This is a genomic window from Saliterribacillus persicus (assembly GCF_003337485.1).
GTDB classification, from domain to species: Bacteria; Bacillota; Bacilli; order Bacillales; family Amphibacillaceae; genus Saliterribacillus; species Saliterribacillus persicus.
Genome location: NZ_QPJJ01000004.1, coordinates 143,311 through 161,712, shown reverse-complemented (window position 1 = coordinate 161,712; position 18,402 = coordinate 143,311). Strand labels below are relative to the sequence as shown.

General features: G+C 35.8%; 16 protein-coding genes. 10 read left to right on the top strand and 6 right to left on the bottom strand.

All coding sequences use genetic code 11. From position 1 onward, the window contains the following. Positions 1-24: 24 nt before the first annotated feature. The 4 genes from DFR57_RS06210 to DFR57_RS06195 form a co-directional block, all read right to left on the bottom strand. Positions 25-1,155, bottom strand: a complete 1,131-nt coding sequence (locus DFR57_RS06210; RefSeq protein ID WP_114352275.1) for an MBL fold metallo-hydrolase — start codon at positions 1,153-1,155, stop codon at positions 25-27. 307 nt (positions 1,156-1,462) lie between these two features. After that, positions 1,463-2,689 (bottom strand): MFS transporter, encoded by a 1,227-nt coding sequence (locus DFR57_RS06205; RefSeq protein ID WP_114352274.1) that lies wholly within the window; start codon positions 2,687-2,689, stop codon positions 1,463-1,465. Positions 2,690-2,789: 100 nt separating this feature from the next. Beyond that, on the bottom strand, positions 2,790-3,200 hold the full coding sequence (locus DFR57_RS06200; RefSeq protein WP_114352273.1) for a potassium channel family protein: 411 nt from the start codon (positions 3,198-3,200) through the stop codon (positions 2,790-2,792). Positions 3,201-3,387: 187 nt separating this feature from the next. Beyond that, on the bottom strand, positions 3,388-4,755 hold the full coding sequence (locus DFR57_RS06195) for an aldehyde dehydrogenase (protein WP_114352272.1): 1,368 nt from the start codon (positions 4,753-4,755) through the stop codon (positions 3,388-3,390). Between the two features lie 131 nt (positions 4,756-4,886). On the opposite strand from DFR57_RS06195, the gene yfkAB reads away from it, so the two are divergent. After that, positions 4,887-6,017, top strand: coding sequence for a radical SAM/CxCxxxxC motif protein YfkAB (gene yfkAB / locus DFR57_RS06190; RefSeq protein ID WP_114352271.1), 1,131 nt, complete (start codon positions 4,887-4,889; stop codon positions 6,015-6,017). 505 nt (positions 6,018-6,522) lie between these two features. Here yfkAB and nrdG read toward each other — a convergent pair. Together nrdG and DFR57_RS06180 are read right to left on the bottom strand one after the other, a co-directional pair. Continuing rightward, positions 6,523-7,020 (bottom strand): anaerobic ribonucleoside-triphosphate reductase activating protein, encoded by a 498-nt coding sequence (gene nrdG, locus DFR57_RS06185; RefSeq protein ID WP_114352270.1) that lies wholly within the window; start codon positions 7,018-7,020, stop codon positions 6,523-6,525. After that, complete coding sequence (locus tag DFR57_RS06180) at positions 7,017-8,888, bottom strand: anaerobic ribonucleoside triphosphate reductase (RefSeq protein WP_114352269.1); 1,872 nt, start codon at positions 8,886-8,888, stop codon at positions 7,017-7,019. The genes nrdG and DFR57_RS06180 overlap by 4 nt, the downstream gene beginning before the upstream one ends. Positions 8,889-9,111: 223 nt before the next feature. On the opposite strand from DFR57_RS06180, the gene desA reads away from it, so the two are divergent. The 9 genes from desA to DFR57_RS06140 all read left to right on the top strand — a co-directional run bounded on the left by desA (position 9,112) and on the right by DFR57_RS06140 (position 18,341). Continuing rightward, on the top strand, positions 9,112-10,152 hold the full coding sequence (desA, locus tag DFR57_RS06175) for a Delta(5) desaturase DesA (protein WP_114352268.1): 1,041 nt from the start codon (positions 9,112-9,114) through the stop codon (positions 10,150-10,152). A 117-nt stretch (positions 10,153-10,269) separates the two neighbouring features. Then, positions 10,270-11,403: a sensor histidine kinase gene (locus DFR57_RS06170; RefSeq protein WP_114352267.1), complete on the top strand. Its 1,134-nt coding sequence runs from the start codon at positions 10,270-10,272 to the stop codon at positions 11,401-11,403. Beyond that, on the top strand, positions 11,400-11,999 hold the full coding sequence (locus DFR57_RS06165; protein ID WP_114352266.1) for a response regulator transcription factor: 600 nt from the start codon (positions 11,400-11,402) through the stop codon (positions 11,997-11,999). The genes DFR57_RS06170 and DFR57_RS06165 overlap by 4 nt, the downstream gene beginning before the upstream one ends. Before the next feature lie 170 nt (positions 12,000-12,169). Continuing rightward, positions 12,170-13,588, top strand: a complete 1,419-nt coding sequence (locus tag DFR57_RS06160; RefSeq protein ID WP_114352265.1) for an MDR family MFS transporter — start codon at positions 12,170-12,172, stop codon at positions 13,586-13,588. A 165-nt stretch (positions 13,589-13,753) separates the two neighbouring features. Continuing rightward, complete coding sequence (locus DFR57_RS06155) at positions 13,754-14,353, top strand: YpjP family protein (protein ID WP_114352264.1); 600 nt, start codon at positions 13,754-13,756, stop codon at positions 14,351-14,353. A gap of 279 nt (positions 14,354-14,632) precedes the next feature. Continuing rightward, positions 14,633-15,538 (top strand): homoserine O-acetyltransferase MetA, encoded by a 906-nt coding sequence (metA, locus tag DFR57_RS06150; protein ID WP_114352263.1) that lies wholly within the window; start codon positions 14,633-14,635, stop codon positions 15,536-15,538. Positions 15,539-15,703: 165 nt separating this feature from the next. Then, the gene (locus DFR57_RS06145; protein ID WP_114352262.1) at positions 15,704-15,910 is read left to right on the top strand and encodes a CDGSH iron-sulfur domain-containing protein; all 207 of its coding nucleotides are present in this window, start codon (positions 15,704-15,706) and stop codon (positions 15,908-15,910) included. 76 nt (positions 15,911-15,986) lie between these two features. Then, on the top strand, positions 15,987-16,178 hold the full coding sequence (locus tag DFR57_RS18225; RefSeq protein WP_170132913.1) for a hypothetical protein: 192 nt from the start codon (positions 15,987-15,989) through the stop codon (positions 16,176-16,178). 216 nt (positions 16,179-16,394) lie between these two features. Beyond that, entirely contained in the window at positions 16,395-18,341 is a 1,947-nt protein-coding gene (locus DFR57_RS06140; RefSeq protein WP_114352261.1) for a BglG family transcription antiterminator, read from the top strand. The last annotated feature ends 61 nt before the right edge of the window (positions 18,342-18,402 follow it).

The window sequence follows — 18,402 nt, the reverse complement described above, 5'->3', positions numbered from 1 at the left end:
ATATTATAAAGTATTTTCACAGTATTATTTTATGGCGCAACGGTTTGGTCCGATTTCCATTTCGCGTTTTTCTTCCTGCTCAGGGTTGATTTTCCCCATATTTGTTTCGCGAATTTTTTGGTGAGAATTTGGTTGAGGTGGTAAATTCTCCGTCACCATTTTTTTGAATTCATTTTCGTCCGCTACATTTAGTCCGTGATTCTCTTTTTGAAGGGTTGCTAATTTCTTCCCAACAGAGCCATCTTCATTCATTTCCTCATTGGACATGTAATGAGCAGGCAGGACAACTAATTCATTAGACAAGTTACGATATTTGTTATAAAGGGTGTCACGTAGATCACTTACCCAGTCATCTGCTTTACCAGCTAAATCGGGACGTCCAATAGACTCAACGAACAGGATATCACCAGTCAATAAGAATTGATCATCTACAATAAAAGAAGTAGAACCAATTGTATGACCTGGGGAATATAAAGCTTGAACATGAATTTTTGATGATCCAATGGTTAAGTCTTCTCCATCAACTAACTTGTTGTAATCAAACTCTACGTCTTCTGCGTCTTTTGGAGGTAACCAATAAGGAGCTCCAGTTTTTTCTGCTATTGCATGCCCACCTGAAATATGGTCAGCATGCAAGTGTGTATCAAGAACATGCTTGATTTTTACATTTTTCTCTTCAGCAAAGCCTGTGAATGTTTCGATCATTCGAGTGGGATCAATAACAGCCGCTTCTCCTCCTGAAGTCACCATATAAGATAAGCAACCTTTTCCAAGACGGACAAATTGATACAATTCTCCTCCATCACTAAGGTCAGCTACTTTTACTGGTTCTAAGTGCTCGCTCCAGGCTTTCATACCGCCTTCTAGGGAATAGACATTTTCAAATCCAGCTTCATCTAGTTGCTCTGTAACATACTGAGAAGATCCACCTTTTGCACAGACTACAACAATATCCATATCTTTCGGTAATTCATCCTTGATAGGATCAACACTGTCTATTAAATCGAAATAAGGAGTATTATTGTATTCAAATGAATCACCCTCTATTTTCCAATCCTTATAATCATCTTCATTTCTTACATCCAATATAAAAAGGGGATCTTTGTTTATAACTTTTTTTCCTACTTCGCTTACTGTTGTCTTTTTAATTGCCATGGTTAACATACCTCCATTTTTAATAATCTAACATAAATTTTATTGTAGGTTTTCCTTTTACCTAAAAATAAAACATTCAATTATACAAAACATTTACCCGTGTAGGTATAAAAATAAACAAGAACGATTCTGAAAAATACCTATATAGGTATGTTAAATTGAGAATCGAATTCTGTCAAGTCGTTAGTAATAAAGCTTTATACCCTCCTTTCCAAAAGATTAGGGTAGAAAAAAAGACTGCAGGAAAGCTTCTATTATCGGAAGACATCCTGCGGTCTTATATTTGTTTTGGTAAAGGTGTTTTTATCTAACTCAATGTTTCATCTAATCGAATAATAGCTAAAACCCCTGCTAAAAAGGGTAAAAGTGCTACAAAACCAATTGCAGAAGAAATTCCTAATATATCTGTGAAAATGCCAGCTAAAATAGCGCCGAATGCATATCCGCTATCTCTCCAAAAGCGATATACACCCATTGAAGTAGCTCGCCAATCTGGATGTGCCACGTCACTGATGGAGGCCATAATAGTAGGATAGACCATGGCTGTCCCTATTCCTAATAAGAGTGCACTAATAATCCATAGCGGATAGTTGTTAACAAGTAAAATTAACCATAGTGATCCCCCTTGCAGAAGCATCCCAACCGATATTAGCCATTTTCTACCGATTTTGTCACTAAGAACACCTGTAAATAATTGAAAAAATCCCCAGGCTGCGGGATAAATAGCAACAATTAAACCTATTTGGCCAACTGTTAAACCAACTGAAGCAAAGTAAATAGGAAAAAGCCCCCAGGCCATCCCGTCTTTTAAATTAGTAGTTAGACCTGAAAGTGTATTGATAGATAAATTTTTATTTTTGAAAGTTGTTAAGGTAAATACATCTTTTGAGGAAAGCACAGCTTCTTTTTTCACGGAAGAGGCTTGAGCTTTCAAATGATCCTCTGTATTCTTCACAAAAAAAGATAAGAAAATGCCAATAATGACAATGATGATACCTAGATAGAATGGTTCAGGAGTTAGCGCGTATGCATTTGCGATATACCCAGATAACAACGCCATCAGAGCTACACCACTATAGCCTGCAAATTCATTAAACCCAACAGCTAATCCGCGTTGAGTTGATTTTGCTAAATCAACTTTCATGTTAACGGTCATTGACCAAGCTAGACCTTGATTGATGCCTAAGAATATATTAGCCACAACGATGATCCACCATTCATGAGCAAAAATCACAAGTGGCGGAACAAATATACCAGCCATCCAACCAATTAACAACACTTGTTTTCTACCAAAATGATCAGCTAAACCACCGGCAAAGAAATTAACAATGGCCTTCGAGAAGCCAAAACTAATAATAAAGCTTAAGGCTGCACTTGTAGAAGCTATTCCGAATTTTTCTTCACCAAGAATAGGTAAAATAGTACGTTCAAGACCCACCATGGAACCGACGAAAAAGTTAATAAGAACTAAAAGAGAAAATTGCAAAATATTTTCATGAACCCCTATTTTAGCCTGAGTGGATTTTGCATTCATATATACCCACCTCCGTATATTTTGTTTCGAATATAACGAAAAATGATCCAGCATGTCAAGACTTTGCTCTCAACATACTGGATCGTTGTCAGTTCTATTCTCACTCTTCCTTTTTTCCCTGATTGGATTGATCGAGTGCTTTCATAAAGTAAGCAGCAGGAAGTAAAATACCTAAAATAGATTCTAATAAGGAGAAAAATCTTGCTGCTCCAAGTGGAAGCATATCCCCATACCCAACAGAAAATAGTGTAACTCCACTAAAATAGAGTAAATTCCAAAAACTATGATCTACAGGTTCCATCCCAGTAAGTGTTTTAACGAGGATGACTTCTTGAGTGGATAAGGCATAATAAATCAAAGTAAATCCAAATAAAACTCCAGTTAGCACAAGGAATAATTTTAGAAATAATGCTGTACTAAAATAACTTTTTCTATATGTTTTGTTTGTGAAAAAATAATACAAATTCACTAATATAAACAGAATTGCTGCTCCAATAAGAAATTGTGCCATGTATAATATTCACCTCTACAGTGTATATCACCGAAATAAAGATGAAGTAAACCCTTTTTTACATGTTAAGAAAGTATAAAATTTACCGAACTATAGTATATGAAAAACGAAGACTTTTCCATAAATACTTGGTGAAAGCCTTCGTTTTCCTAGCATTATGCTAATCGTAGCATTTTAAAGGGTGATCCTATTTCCAAAGTTTCTTTAAAAACTTTAAATTTTTATGACTAGGATACCTAAGTGGGACGTCAAATTTTGTTGTTTGTTTAAGGATACTTTTATAATGGGTAAACGTATCAAAGCTATATTTACCATGATAATGTCCGATACCACTGTTTCCAACCCCGCCAAATGGAAGATAGGGGGAAGCGAGATGAAAAATTGTATCATTAATACAACCCCCTCCAAATGATACTTCTTCAATCATTTTCGTACTTAACGACTTATCTTCACTAAAGAAGTAAAAGGCAAGTGGATTAGGTGATTGCTTTATTCCTTCTCTTACCTCTTCTAATCTGTCATACGTTAAGGTTGGTAATATCGGACCAAATATTTCTTCGTTCATCACATTATCTTTCCAACTAATATCAGTAAGGATAGTTGGTGCTAGAATTAGGTTTTTCTCATCTGATTCTCCGCCGAAATACGTAGTTCCATCTGAAGTGAAATGAATAAGACGGTCAAAAGACTTTTGATTAACAATATGTGTATAATCTGTATTCTTAAGTGGATCCTCCGCGTATAGTTCGACTATCGCAGCTTTTAATTTTTCTAAAAAGACATCCGCTACAGACTGGTGGACATAAATATAGTCAGGTGCTACACAGGTCTGTCCGGCATTAATAAACTTGCCCCACGCTATTCTTTTGGCTGCTAAATTAAGATTTGCATCCTCATGGACAATGGCCGGGCTTTTTCCGCCTAATTCTAAAGTGATTGGTGTAAGCTTTTCCGCTGCTTTTTCCATTATAATTTTACCTACTGGAACACTTCCTGTGAAAAAGATGTAGTCAAAATGCTGATCAAGTAATGCCTGGCTAACATCTTTATCCCCTTGAACGACCCTAATATACGCTTCGTCAAATACTGCGTTTATTATTTTTTCAAGGATGTTTGCTGTGTGGGGGGTCATTTCTGATGGTTTTAAAATCACACAATTTCCGGCGGCGATTGCCCCAATTAATGGTGATAATGCTAATTGAACTGGATAATTCCAAGGTGCAATAATGAGTGCAACACCATATGGTTGGGCATATATATAACTTTTTGAACCGGTATGTGTGAGTGGTGTTTTAACTCGTTTTGGTTGGCTCCATTTTTTTAGGTTTTTTCTAATGAATGCTATCTCTTCATAGAGTATACCAATTTCAGTTGAATAAGCTTCAAATGCTGATTTGTTAAGGTCTTTTTGTAGCGCTAGCATGATTTCTTCCTCATGTGATTTAATGCTTTTTTTCAGGTTTTTGAGGGCGTCTAATCGAAAATCGATAGACTTGGTTTTTTGTGCATCGTAAAATATACGTTGTTTGTCGACGATTGCTTTAATAACGAGCACTTCCTTTCACAATTACATATGTAATAATTATAACCCTTTTAAAACATTTGAGATAATAAAAGGCAATAGGCAAGTCCATATACAATCTGCTACAATAAATAGTAACGGTAACAAAGGAAAGGGAGAAACACATGCCAGAACTAAAGATAAAAAAAGCAATTACACCACAGTATGATCCTTGGGAAGCATACTTAGATATAGAAGAACACGGGGAAATGACTCTCTCTAATGTAGAATTCACAACCACGACATTATGTAATATGCGTTGTGCGCATTGTGCTGTCGGATATACGTTAAGTGATAAAGACCCAGAAGCTTTACCAATAGATTTGCTTGTTAAAAGATTAGACGAAATCCCTCATTTAAGAACCTTAAGTATTACGGGCGGAGAGCCAATTATGTCAAAAAAATCAGTTCGTGAATATGTCGTGCCATTATTGAAATATGCGCATGATCGCGGGGTAAGAACGCAAATAAATTCTAACTTAACGCTTCCGTACAATCGATATGAAGCGATTGTGCCTTATTTAGATGTATTACATATCTCTCATAATTGGGGCACCGCAGACGAATTTGCGGAAACAGGCTTTAAAAATATGGAGCGGAAACCAAGTTTAGATAATCGGAAAAACTTTTTTGATACGATGGTAAAAAATGCACAACGTTTATCCAAAGAAGGGGTCATGGTTTCAGCTGAAACGATGCTGAATAAAAGAACCTTTCCATATTTAGAATCGATTCATGATCATGTACTTGAAATGGGTTGTGTCAGACATGAAATTCACCCGATGTATCCAGTAGATTTTGCAAGCAATCTTCAAACATTGACCTTAGAAGAAATGCAAGAAGGAATAAAAAGGTTATTAGATCATAGAGACCAAGACACGTGGATGTTATTTGGAACGTTACCATTTTACCCGTGTAGTAACGATGAAACAGAATTAGCGTTATTGAAACGGCTATATGAGGAAAAGAATATTACGATTAGAAACGACCCAGATGGTCGCTCACGTTTAAATGTTAATATCTTTGACGGGGAAGTTATCGTTACTGATTTTGGTAACGAAGAAGAGCCTTCTCTTGGTAATATCCAAGATACTACTCTACAAGAAGCTTTTGAAAAATGGATGGAATCTAAAACTGCTAAAAGTTTAAATTGCCACTGCCCTGCGGTAAAATGCCTTGGACCCAATATATTAGTAAAAGAAACTTATTATAAAGGTGTGGATTTTCAAGAACGCAGTACAAATATTGTACGATGAATCTATTCATATTAGCACAAAAGTAAATAAGCCAATTAGAAAAACTCGCATTCGCTCGTCCTTTAGCGAATGAATTAGTATTTTCTTATACTTAGCACGTAAAATTTTCACTTCGTCGATTAGTCTTCTGTGCTAAAAATTTATACTTTTTTAAGGTATAAAATAATCGAACTATAGTAGATGTTCATCTATTATAGTTCGATTATTTAGTTTACAAGGTAGGAAAGTATATAATCGTTGATATTACAACGTTTTTGACTCCCATTTCTACTTTGCAAAAAAAGCAAAAATACAACCACTTGCATTTAATGCAGCATTTAATTTAGCGCAGGCGTCCACTTCGACTCCCAGGGGATTAGCGTGATCTGAAGATCCACTTTTGTAAAGTGAATTTCTTTACAAAAGTTAGCTGAAGACACGCCCCCTCGGAAAAAGGAGTGGGCAAGCCGTAGCGGTTGTTAAGCGCAGCCTTTATTTTTAAAAAAAGAAGTGATTAAGAAAAAAATTATCTGTAATCTAAATCTGTCTTTAAAGTGGCTATTTCAGATTGGAATTCATGTAAATCAATAACTTTTTGATTACTGCTCCCACGAAAATGTAAAGTTAAATCTCGTTTATCAAGCATGAATTTGCCATCCACCAATGTATCTGCATTTTCAAGCATTTCTAAATAATACCGATCCTTCGTTGCTAACAATTCTTTTATCGTATAACCACTATAGATCCATATATTTTTACCGAGTTTTTTAATGTCTTTTGTCAGTTCACTAACTTCTTTTGCCTGAAAAAAAGGCTCTCCTCCAGATAGCGTAATATCGGTAAGTGGATTTCTTTCTACTTCCGCCAGTATTTCAGCCTTTGTCATCTCGGTTCCATTCTTTATATTCCAGCTTGCAGGGTTGTGGCATCCTTTACAGAAATGGGGACATCCTGCGAAAAAAATAACGGTTCTTAAATTCGGTCCATCTACAACAGAATCATGGATAATGTTCATAACCTTCATTGGTGTTTGACTCTGTCGCTTTCTTCAGCGCTTTTCGCTGAGTTCCATTTTTTCATGTCACCAACCAAATACCCTGTAATTCGTCTTATTCGTTCGATCATATATTCATCCGTTGTATTACAGTTCGGGCAGGCATTATCAATTTTTCCTGTGTGTCCACAAGCCTTGCAACGGTCTACTGGATGATTAATCGATCCATATCCCATATCATACTCAGCCATTACTTTGACTAGCTTATCTAATGCGGCTGTGTTTTTTGTAACGTCTCCGTCACACTCAATATAAGATATATGACCGCCATTACAGAGAGAATGAAAGGGTCCTTCTTTTTTTATTTTATCAATTGCCAGGGTGGAGTAATAAACCGGAATATGAAACGAATTTGTATAGTAGCTTCTATCGGTAATTCCTTCAAGGCTGCCAAACTCTTCTTTATCTGATTTAGTAAACTTACCAGAGAGACCTTCCGCTGGTGTAGCAATTAGTGAGTAATTTAAGTTATAGCTTTCTGCCGCTTCATCTACCACATTACGCATATGAGATATAATATTAAATCCTAGATCCCAAGCTTTTTTATCCTCACCATGATGCTTACCGGTCAAAGCTTTTAATGCTTCAGCTAAGCCGATAAAGCCTACACTTAGTGTGCCTTGCTTTAATATCTCCTCTAAGGTGTCTTCACTCGTTAAATTTTCGCTACCTTTCCATACGTGTTGACTATAGAGAAAAGGAAAGTGTTTTGCTTGTTTTTTCGCTTGAAATAAATAGCGATCATATAATTGTTTAATGGTTAATCTTAAATAGTAATCTAATGTTTGCATAAATTTATCCTGATCTCTAGAGACGAGCGCAATTTTAACCAGGTTTATCGATGTAAAAGATAAATTACCACGACTAATACTATTTTCTTCTCCATGTCGATTACCCATTACCCTAGTGCGACACCCCATATAAGCTACTTCAGATTCAATGGTTCCATTATAAAACTCTTTATTAAATGTGGAGTCAATAAAGCTAAAATTCGGAAAGAGTCTTTTGGCAGTGGTCTCGAGCGCAAGCTGATATAAGTCATAATTTATTTCGTCTGCTTCATAATTTATTCCCTTTTTTATTTTGAAAATTTGAATAGGAAAGATAGGTGTTTCTCCATGACCTAAGCCGGCTTGAGTCGCTAATAATAAATTCTTAACTAACATTCTTCCTTCATTAGATGTATCCGTGCCATAATTTATCGAAACGAAAGGAACTTGGCCACCACCTCGAGAATGCATCGAATTACAGTTATGTATAAAAGCTTCGCATGCTTGATAGACATCGCGATCGGTAGCATTCCAAGCAAGCGTCTGCAAATTACTTGCTGAGAGTTCTGGATTAATAGAGCTTAAATAATTTTGATGTTTTTTAAACGTACGCTTTATAAAAGGAGCGAGATCCCTATCAAACATAGGGTAACTTTGACCGCCATGCTGCATGTTTTGATTGGACTGAAAAATAATGGACGCTAAAGCCATTGCACTATGTATATCTTGGGGCTGACGCATAAATCCGTGTCCAGAATTAAAGCCACTATGTAATAGTTTTCCAAGTGGGATTTGGCAACACGTAGTAGTTCCTGTTGGCATAAAATCCAAGTCATGTGGATGCATGAAATTTTCTTCGATTGCAGTTACTACTTCCTTATCCAATAAATAATCCTTAGCGTAAAATTTGGAGACTACTGAGGCAAATTTTGACATTTGGCCCATCGGTGTGCTTCCATCCATATTGGCATTTTCTTGAAGTAGGTCTTGGTTAGACGTTTGTACAATTTCTGTAATGTGACAAATCAGTTCTTCCTCTTTTGATATTTTAGTAGGTGTGGTTATCATAAAATCCATCCTTCCCGCTCAATATATTGTGTTTTAATAAATAAAAAACACAATATATGGTACATAAAGCAGATTAACACGGATGTGAGTGATTGTCTGTGATTTAGGTCACATAAAAAAGTTATGACATTTGTCATGAATTATTCTTGACGTTTGTGTCTATTCTAAAAGTACACTTTTAAGTATGCTTAGTATAAGATCAAAGACGGAAAGAGGGATTTTAATGAGCAAGCAAAAACAAGCTCAGTTACGTAAAGACGTTATGCCTTATGCAACTTCCAATACAAAAGCAAGCATTTTTCAATTGATAAATACTGTTCCGCCATTTTTTATTTTATGGTTCTTAGCCTATCAAAGTTTATCCATATCTATATGGTTAAGCTTAGCCTTATCAGCAGGGGCGGCATTGTTTGTGGTCAGAATGTTTATCATCTTTCATGATTGTGCACACCAATCTTTTTTCAAAAATAAAAAGTTAAATCGAATTCTTGGTACGCTGACAGGTATCCTAACGCATTTTGCTTTTGAAAAATGGAAGAGAAGCCATTCTATTCACCATGCAACGAGTGGTAATCTAGACCAACGTGGTACCGGAGATATTTGGGTAATGACCGTTAAAGAATATCAAAAATCTTCAAAATGGGAAAAGTTTGTTTATCGTTTATATAGAAATCCCGTCGTTATGTTTGGATTAGGTCCCATTTATTTATTTTTAGTGGACAACCGTTTTAACAGAAAAGGCGCGCGAAAAAAAGAGAGAATCAATACGTATGTTATTAATGCGTCACTTGTTTTAGTATATGCTTTAATGATTTGGGCGATTGGTTGGCAAGCCTTTTTACTAGTACAACTTCCTGTTATTTATATTGCAGGTGCACTTGGAATTTGGCTCTTTTATGTACAACACCAATTTGAAGATTCATACTTTGAGAATGAATCAGAATGGGATTATGTAAAAGCTGCAGTCGATGGAAGTTCGTATTACAAATTACCAAAAGTGCTGGAATGGTTAACAGGAAATATTGGGTATCACCATGTACACCATTTAAGCCCAAGAGTTCCAAACTATCATCTAGAAAAGGCTCACTCAGAAACACCACCGCTTCACAAGGCAACAACAATTACATTAAAATCGAGTTTAGAGTCCATTCGTTTCCGTTTATACGATGAGGACAATAAACGATTTATTGGCTTTAAAGAAGTAAAAAAGTTGAAAAGCAGAAAAGTGTCTATTAATACTCAACCATCATTTCAGGAAAAATAAGTAAAATTCTTTTCCCTCTGTTTATCGGCAGGGGGTTTTTATTTTTCTAGATGAAATTGCTTAAAAAAATGTAATTATTTGTTATAATATACGTATGTAATATAGAAGGAGACCATTATGCACAGTTGGAATTGGTATCACATATTCCCTAAAAATACGGGTTTGAGTTTATATATTTGGATCATTTTTTGCATATTGCCATTTTATTTTATTTTTAGGTCTTCCTCTTGGGTTGAGATCACTATTGGGATAGCGATGATCATTCTCTTTTTCACAGCATATCGCCTATCTTTTGTATCAAAAGGCCGCCTTGTTTATATCAGTTTAAGTATTGAAATTATCATTAGTTTGACCATGACATTATTATTTGGCTTCGTATATTTTGCTATATTTCTAGCCTTTTTCATCGGGAATGTAGAACGAAAAGCAGGTTTTGTGACGTTATATGTTGTCCATTTAGTTCTTACGATATTATCTATTGCAGTTGGTTTTATCATTTCTTATGATTTATTTTTTAATCAATTACCATTTATTGCCATGGCTGTAATTGGCGTGATTTTATTACCAATAAACCGTCATAATCGCATCAAGCAGGATGTTTTAGAAGGGCAGCTTCATGATGCAAATGAAAAATTAGCAAAGCTCGCTATCGTGGAAGAACGCCAAAGGATTGCTCGTGATTTACATGATACATTAGGTCAAAAATTGTCGATGATTGGCTTAAAGAGTGATTTAGCAATTAAATTACTGGAAAAAGATAAGGATGCAGCAGAACGAGAAATGCACGATGTTCAATACGCTGCCAGACAAGCACTAAAAGAAGTTCGGGAATTAGTATCTGAAATGAAAGGTGTTCGTCTGAATGAAGAGATTGTGCATGTTGAGCAAATTTTAAATGCAGCTGAGATTGACCATACCGTAAATGGTGAGGAGACGAGAAAAGGCTCCTCTCTCCTAGTAGAAAATGTATTGAGCATGTGTTTAAAGGAAGCTGTCACCAATGTAGTAAAGCATAGTCAAGCTACAAAATGTGAAATTATGATTGCGGATAAAGATGATGAAGTATGTATTCAAGTGAAGGATAATGGAATTGGCTTTAATACAGAGAGCGTTAAAACAAATGGGAATGGCCTAAAAGGAATGGAAGAACGATTGCAGTTTGTTAATGGACACTTAAAAATTGATGCTACGCAAGGTAGCTTATTAACGATATGCGTGCCACGTGTTGTGCGTAAGGAGGAAGATGTATGATACGGATCGTTTTAGCAGAGGACCAGCAATTGCTATTAGGAGCATTAGGGTCTCTGTTAGATTTAGAAGATGATATGGAAGTCGCTGGGAAAGCGAACAATGGTCAGGATGTTATCGGGTTAGTCGAAGAGTTGAATCCGGATGTTTGTATCATGGATATTGAAATGCCGATAAAAAGCGGCTTGGATGCGGCAGAGATGTTGAAGGACCACCCTTGTAAAGTGATTATGCTCACTACTTTTGCAAGACCGGGATATTTTGAACGGGCGCGTGCAGCAAATGTAGCAGGATATTTGCTGAAGGATAACCCAAGTGAGGAGTTGGCGAACTCTATTCGCTTAATCATGAAAGGTCAAAAAATTTATGCGCCAGAACTTATTGATCTGGCCTTTGCAGAACCTAATCCATTAACGGAAAGAGAGACAGAAGTAATGAGGTTAGTAACAGAAGGAAAAAGTAGTAAGGATATTGCGAAAACGTTATTTTTAAGTAATGGTACTGTAAGAAACTATATTTCTATTATTCTAGATAAATTAGATGTAAAAAATAGAATCGAAGCTATAGATAAGTTTAAGGAGAAAGGCTGGTTTAAATAACCAAGAAGTAAGTTGTTTAGATTGCAATTATTTCCGAAAAGGAATAAAATATCTTTCGGGACTAGAAATAAATTTCGTGCTATTTATAAATAGAATGTTAAATTGCTACCTATTTCTAAAAGGGAATAGTAGCAATTTTTTTACTTGAAATGATGATGGGGGAGAAATAAATGGTTACATCTACACAAAAAAGATCAACAATCGTTGCTTTGCTGTTGGCAGGGGCGTTTATTGCTATCTTAAATCAAACATTAATGATAACAGCTATACCACCGATTATGAATGAAATGGGAATTACTGCAAACTCAGCACAGTGGCTAACCACGATTTTTATGCTAGTGAACGGCATAATGATCCCCATCAGTGCTTTTTTAATTGATCGTTTTACTACGAGGCAGCTATTTATTACAGCGATGAGTGTGTTTGCGTTTGGGACCCTGTTTTGTGCGCTAGCACCGAACTTTCCACTTTTATTAACAGGAAGAGTTATTCAATCAATGGGAGCAGGTGTCATGCTACCCTTAATGCAAACTGTTTTCTTGATGATTTTTCCTATCAATAAACGTGGTGCGGTTATGGGGTTAGTTGGGCTAGTCATATCCTTCGCTCCAGCCATTGGACCATCCTTATCTGGCTGGGTAACCGAGCATTACTCTTGGCGTGTCTTGTTTTACATTATATTACCCATTGCAATAATCGATATTATTATCGCAGCAGTAGTGATGAAAAATGTAACGGAAGTGAAGAAACCTCGAGTTGACGTGATATCGATTATCTTATCCTCCTTTGGTTTTGGAGGCCTGTTATATGGCTTCACTAGTGCAGGAAACAATGGGTGGGGGTCTTGGATCACCATTACGGTGTTACTGGTAGGTGCAATTTCATTAACTACATTCATTTTACGTCAGTTAAAGCTAGAACACCCAATGCTTGAATTTAGAGTATTTAAATATTCTATTTTTCCGCTTACTGTAGCTGTTGGAATGATTTCCTTTATGGGACTTATTGGAGTAGAAACATTAATTCCTCTCTACATGCAAGAAGCAAGAGATTTTACTGCCTTTGAATCTGGACTCGTTCTTTTGCCAGGCGCGTTACTAACAGGTATTTTATCGCCGATCACAGGTAGAATTTTTGACCGAATAGGCGCGAGGTGGTTGGCAATTGTCGGTTTAAGTATGATGACAATTGGTACATTATTATTTACAAACTTAGATGAAAATACCTCCTTAACCTATATGTCAGTGGTGTTTGCGATGCGGATGTTAGGTGTAGCGATGGTGATGATGCCAATAGCTACAGCAGGTTTAAATCAATTGCCTAAGCGCTTGATTGCACATGGTGCGGCGATGGATAATACCATGCGTATGGTAGCGTCATCCATTGGTACTGCAATCTTAGTTTCTGTTATGACGACAGCAACTGCTTCCGCTGAAAAAGGGGCAACACAGCCTTTCCCAGAAATTTATGGTGCAAATATGGCATTTATTGCTCTTGCTATCATCACTGTTATTGGTTTGGTTTTATCTTTCTTTATAAAAAATAGCAGACCATCCGATATCGATGTAGAGGCATATGATCGTGAATAAATAGAAAGAAGCTCTCCTTGCAAATAGGAGAGCTTCTTTCTACTATAAGATAATATTTTCACTTTTTCTGCTGTCAGATAAATCTAAAAACTTTCCTACATGTATGGACAAATAACAGAAACATGATAAAATTTAAGATAAGAAGAAAAGAGGGGAACGGTTGAGATGAAACGGTGGTTAAAGAAATTCACAGTAGTATTTATTACAATTTTAACACTGGGCTTATATGTGCCACCAATTTATCTTGATGCTGAGGTTGATGAAGGCGATGTTGCCCCAAGCAATGAAAATGATCTGAAAACTGATTCCCCAGAGAATAGTTCGCTTTACGAACAGATTCAACATGAGGAAATAGATACCGCTTCACTTTATTTAGATACTTTAACGCAAAAAGCAATTGACCAAACCTATCAAAAATTAGGTGTTAAAATAGGAAATGAAGTAAAAAAAGACTTCACTAACGAGATCGTTCCTAATATTGAAACTGTATTAAATTACTATTATGAAGAAGCGGGTAAAGTAGAAAGTCAATTCTTTTCGATAACAGCAGAGCCTTCAGCAGGTTACGGAGAACGAATTTTCCATTTGCATGATCAGCTGACGAAAATGGATATAGCAAGATTCCATGTTAATCGGATTAAACGGCCACAAGACGGTTATTATTTTCAGTTTCATTATCATGTTAAAGAGGATGGTTTTGAAGAACATTTACCAATAGGTGAGATTTACTGGGGTAAAAATATGCCGCCAAAATGGATGGCTTAAAACAAAGGATAGCGGAAGACGCCTTTAGATCATTAGGAGGCGTCTTTTTTGAACCATAGTAGCGTTTCAGATTAGAATTGGGTTTACTTAACAGACTTTTTCTAACAAAAATACTGTAATCTAAGCACTTTTACTTTATTTCAAGTCTTGAAATCGTTACAATATATCTTATCAACAGCCAAGTCTTAGCTAGTATAGTAATGTTTAATTTTGAAGTGTAGAGACTAGCTACTACACATGTGTGACAGGATTTATTATTTGATAAAGGAGATACATTTCATGCCTATTAAAATACCTGATTTATTACCAGCAAAGAGTAAATTACAAGAAGAGAATATTTTTGTCATGGATGAAAGTAGAGCCTTTAAACAGGATATCCGTCCACTTAAAATATTAATTTTAAATCTTATGCCTTTAAAGGAACAAACAGAAACTCAATTGTTACGGTTACTTGGGAATAGTCCGTTACAAATAGATGTGGGTTTATTGCATACAAGTACACATACGCCTAGAAATACTTCTGCAGAACATCTTAGTCAATTTTATAAATCAATTAAAGACGTAAGAGAGAATAAGTATGATGGACTAATAATTACTGGTGCACCAATAGAAAAGCTGGATTATGAAGCGGTGAATTATTGGAAGGAACTTAGTGAAATAATGGAGTGGAGCAAAACCAACGTTACTTCTACCCTGCACATATGCTGGGGAGCGATGGCTGGTCTTTATTATCACTATGATATTGATAAGTTTATCAGACCGCATAAATTATCGGGAATATATACGCACACCATAACAGACCCTAAGGAAAAAATATTAAGTGGATTTGACGAAGAGTATTTAGCGCCACATTCTAGACATGCAGACATAAAGAGGGAAGATATATTAAAGGTACCTTCATTAAAGATTTTGAGTGAATCGGAAGAAGCTGGAGTATACATGATTGCTGCTGAGAATGGAAGGCAAATATTTGTGACGGGTCATCCAGAGTATGATGCATATACCCTGCAAAAGGAATTTAAGAGAGATTTAGATCAAGGATTGAACCCGCAGTTGCCAATTAATTATTTTCCAAATAACAATCCTGATATAACGCCGCGTCTTAGATGGAGATCGCATTCTAATATGTTAATATCTAATTGGTTAAACTATTATGTGTATCAAGAAACACCTTACGAGCTATAGACAAGACAAGGGGCAGGCAAGAGGACCTGTGCCTTGTTTTTTCTTTATACCATAAGAATGTATTAAATTTATCGGACATATAGTTTAGGTAAAACAAAGGCTTTGGCCACAAACACTTGGCGATAAGCCAAGCATTCTTATCAAACAAAAATGGGGGTAAATAAAATGAGCGAAGAAAAAGTAACACTGAAAGTAAGGGATGATGGATCGATTTTAGTAAGTGGAGACGTAGAGCTTTTAGATGCAGAAGGGAATAAGTTTGAAACGAAGCCTAAATTTTCCTTGTGTCGCTGTGGGGCATCTAAAAATAAGCCATTTTGCGATGGTTCCCATAAAGAAATTAATTTTAAAGATAATATTCGAGCGAAATAGCAAGTCAACCATTCATCTTTAAGTGTTAGAGCCTTATTTAAAGCTTCTAGTGTTTGAATATACTTGAAGCGGGTAAATGATAACTAGCTTAATGATGAAAGGAGCATTTGATATGGTGGAAAATAAAGACGTGGAAGTTGAGCGCAAAGAAAAGAAATCGGACCCTAGTAAAGTAGGCGTAGCTGCAATTAAGTACATTACGTATCTGATTATATTTTTCGGTATATTATGGTTCTTGATTAATTATGTGTTTGGGCAATTATTATAATTTTAAATAAGAAAAGATCGGTGTATACAAGATTGTATGCGCCGATCTTTTTTTGTTTCACTATAGAAAAGAAAATTTCACAGACTATAGTTTAAGTAAAACTGAGGATTTCACCATAAAGACTTGTCGATAAGCTAAGCAATTTTATAATGAGTAAAATTGTTGTATAGTAAATAAAGGTGAGTGTAAAAGCATTTACATAAGGAGGTGAGACAGATGCATAGAAGGCAACAAGCTATATTGCGTAAACTGGCGTTAGAGGAAGAGGACCCAGTGTTAGTTAGTGAAGTAGCAGAAGAATTAGATTGTTCAGAAAAAACCATTCGTAATGATTTAACGACAATTGATGCATATTTAGAAGAACATTTTGCTATAAAAATAATAAAAAAACCTGGCGTTGGAATTCTTTTAGATACAGATATTAAAACAAGACGGCACATTCTTCAAGTAGTAGCCTCATCATCCTCAGGTCAAACACAGAAAACCAAACTAACCGAAGATGAATTAATGGAACTAACCTACCAAGTAGTAACAGAAAAGAAAGCGATTACTTTAGAAAGCCTTGCGAAATCATTTTTTACCTCTAAAGCAACCATAAAAAATGAAATAGAAAGAATTAATCAGTGGATAAAAGAAGATCATCAAATCATAATTAAACAGCGAATCGGTATTGTAATAGATGCAAATGAGCAGGAAAAGAGACAATTGCTACTTCAATTAAATGAAGGTTTATCAAAAAATAATCAGAGAAGGAACTCGTATTTTTTAGAAGGAAAGTTTCAAGACTATGAAGTTAACGAAGTTAGATCGGCTTTTAAAGATTTTGTGCGTCAACATCACTTACATCTTACAGATGATAGTATGCAACAAATGGTTTTTTACTTATTATTAATGATTAAGCGAACAAAACAACAACAAGGTGTAGATATAACAATTGACCAACGCTTGTATGTAAAAGAAAAAGAAGAGTATCAATGGTTAGAAGCATTTTTACACAAGTTAAGCCAAAGGTTACAGTTCCCCGTGATGGAAGATGAAATTATTTTCTTAACCATGCAATTATTGGGATCCAAGCTGCAATATCATAATGAAAAAAGTAATACAACGTTGGATCATTTGAGAAAGCAGGACGCCAACTTGATTTCAACACAGCTAATTAAACGAGTATCGGAATTATCCTTTTTACCATTACAAGAGGATCCTGCTTTAAAAGACGGACTTATTACACATTTATATACCATGCTTCATCGTTTGCAATTTGCTTTACCAGTAAAGAATCCTTTAGTGGAAGATATTAAAAAGATGTACCCATATATGTTTGATATGGTGCTCTTTGCTTTAAAAGAAGAAAAGTTTTCTCGATTAGAGGAATTGTCAGAGGATGAAGTGGCTTTTCTAACGCTTCATTTTCAAGCAGCTGTCGAGAGACTACAGGGAAAAAAGAAACGAATTAAGAAAGCAATTGTAGTTTGTCATATGGGAGTAGGAGTGTCGGAAATTCTTCGTGCAAAACTGGAAGCGAAATTTAGAGATGTAGAGATTGTCGCCACGATATCTAAGCGAAATGTTCATCAATTTTGTAAGGAAGACATCGTAGATCTAATAATTACCACTGTTGAACTTGCAGACATAAGAGGAATAGAAGATATAGAAAAAATAATGGTATCACCATTATTGGATGAAGCGGATGAAAGAAAGCTAAGACACTTGTTATTTGCATCACCAAAAAAGAAAGCATCTTCTATGAAAAAGTATCTCGACGATAATTATATCTTTTTGCATGTAAGAGTGGAGCATCCTTATGAGTTAATAGAAAAGATTGGGGACCGGCTTCATATCGATGGTTATGTTGCTAAGGATTTTTCGCATCAAGCACTTTTGCGTGAACGGGCCTCAGCTACAGCGATAGGAGGAGGGATTGCTATTCCTCATGGGGATCCTGAGCTTGTCCTAGAGTCGAAAATTCCCATTATCACTTTAGAGCGGCCGCTTCAGTGGGGAACAGAACAGGTTTCAGTAGTGTTTTTCTTAGCCCTTAAGCAAGAAAGAAGTGATAATAGACGTGCGCTTTTTCATCAGTTAACAAGACTTGCTGGTGACCCAAAAACCGTACAGAAATTAGCAGAAAGTAAGGATAAAGAAAGAGTATTAGCATTATTATAAAGCTCAGGAGACTGATAAAAGTCTCCTGAGTTTTTTAATAATCTGCTTTTACCACAACTTG

Excerpts from the sequence above, each read along its gene's own strand:
- DFR57_RS06210 (WP_114352275.1), bottom strand. The coding sequence starts at position 1,155 with ATGGCAATTAAAAAGACAACAGTAAGCGAAGTAGGAAAAAAAGTTATA.
- DFR57_RS06205 (WP_114352274.1), bottom strand. The coding sequence starts at position 2,689 with ATGAATGCAAAATCCACTCAGGCTAAAATAGGGGTTCATGAAAATATT.
- DFR57_RS06200 (WP_114352273.1), bottom strand. The coding sequence starts at position 3,200 with ATGGCACAATTTCTTATTGGAGCAGCAATTCTGTTTATATTAGTGAAT.
- yfkAB (WP_114352271.1), top strand. The coding sequence starts at position 4,887 with ATGCCAGAACTAAAGATAAAAAAAGCAATTACACCACAGTATGATCCT.
- nrdG (WP_114352270.1), bottom strand. The coding sequence starts at position 7,020 with ATGAAGGTTATGAACATTATCCATGATTCTGTTGTAGATGGACCGAAT.
- DFR57_RS06180 (WP_114352269.1), bottom strand. The coding sequence starts at position 8,888 with ATGATAACCACACCTACTAAAATATCAAAAGAGGAAGAACTGATTTGT.
- desA (WP_114352268.1), top strand. The coding sequence starts at position 9,112 with ATGAGCAAGCAAAAACAAGCTCAGTTACGTAAAGACGTTATGCCTTAT.
- DFR57_RS06170 (WP_114352267.1), top strand. The coding sequence starts at position 10,270 with ATGCACAGTTGGAATTGGTATCACATATTCCCTAAAAATACGGGTTTG.
- DFR57_RS06165 (WP_114352266.1), top strand. The coding sequence starts at position 11,400 with ATGATACGGATCGTTTTAGCAGAGGACCAGCAATTGCTATTAGGAGCA.
- DFR57_RS06160 (WP_114352265.1), top strand. The coding sequence starts at position 12,170 with ATGGTTACATCTACACAAAAAAGATCAACAATCGTTGCTTTGCTGTTG.
- DFR57_RS06155 (WP_114352264.1), top strand. The coding sequence starts at position 13,754 with ATGAAACGGTGGTTAAAGAAATTCACAGTAGTATTTATTACAATTTTA.
- metA (WP_114352263.1), top strand. The coding sequence starts at position 14,633 with ATGCCTATTAAAATACCTGATTTATTACCAGCAAAGAGTAAATTACAA.
- DFR57_RS06145 (WP_114352262.1), top strand. The coding sequence starts at position 15,704 with ATGAGCGAAGAAAAAGTAACACTGAAAGTAAGGGATGATGGATCGATT.
- DFR57_RS18225 (WP_170132913.1), top strand. The coding sequence starts at position 15,987 with ATGATAACTAGCTTAATGATGAAAGGAGCATTTGATATGGTGGAAAAT.
- DFR57_RS06140 (WP_114352261.1), top strand. The coding sequence starts at position 16,395 with ATGCATAGAAGGCAACAAGCTATATTGCGTAAACTGGCGTTAGAGGAA.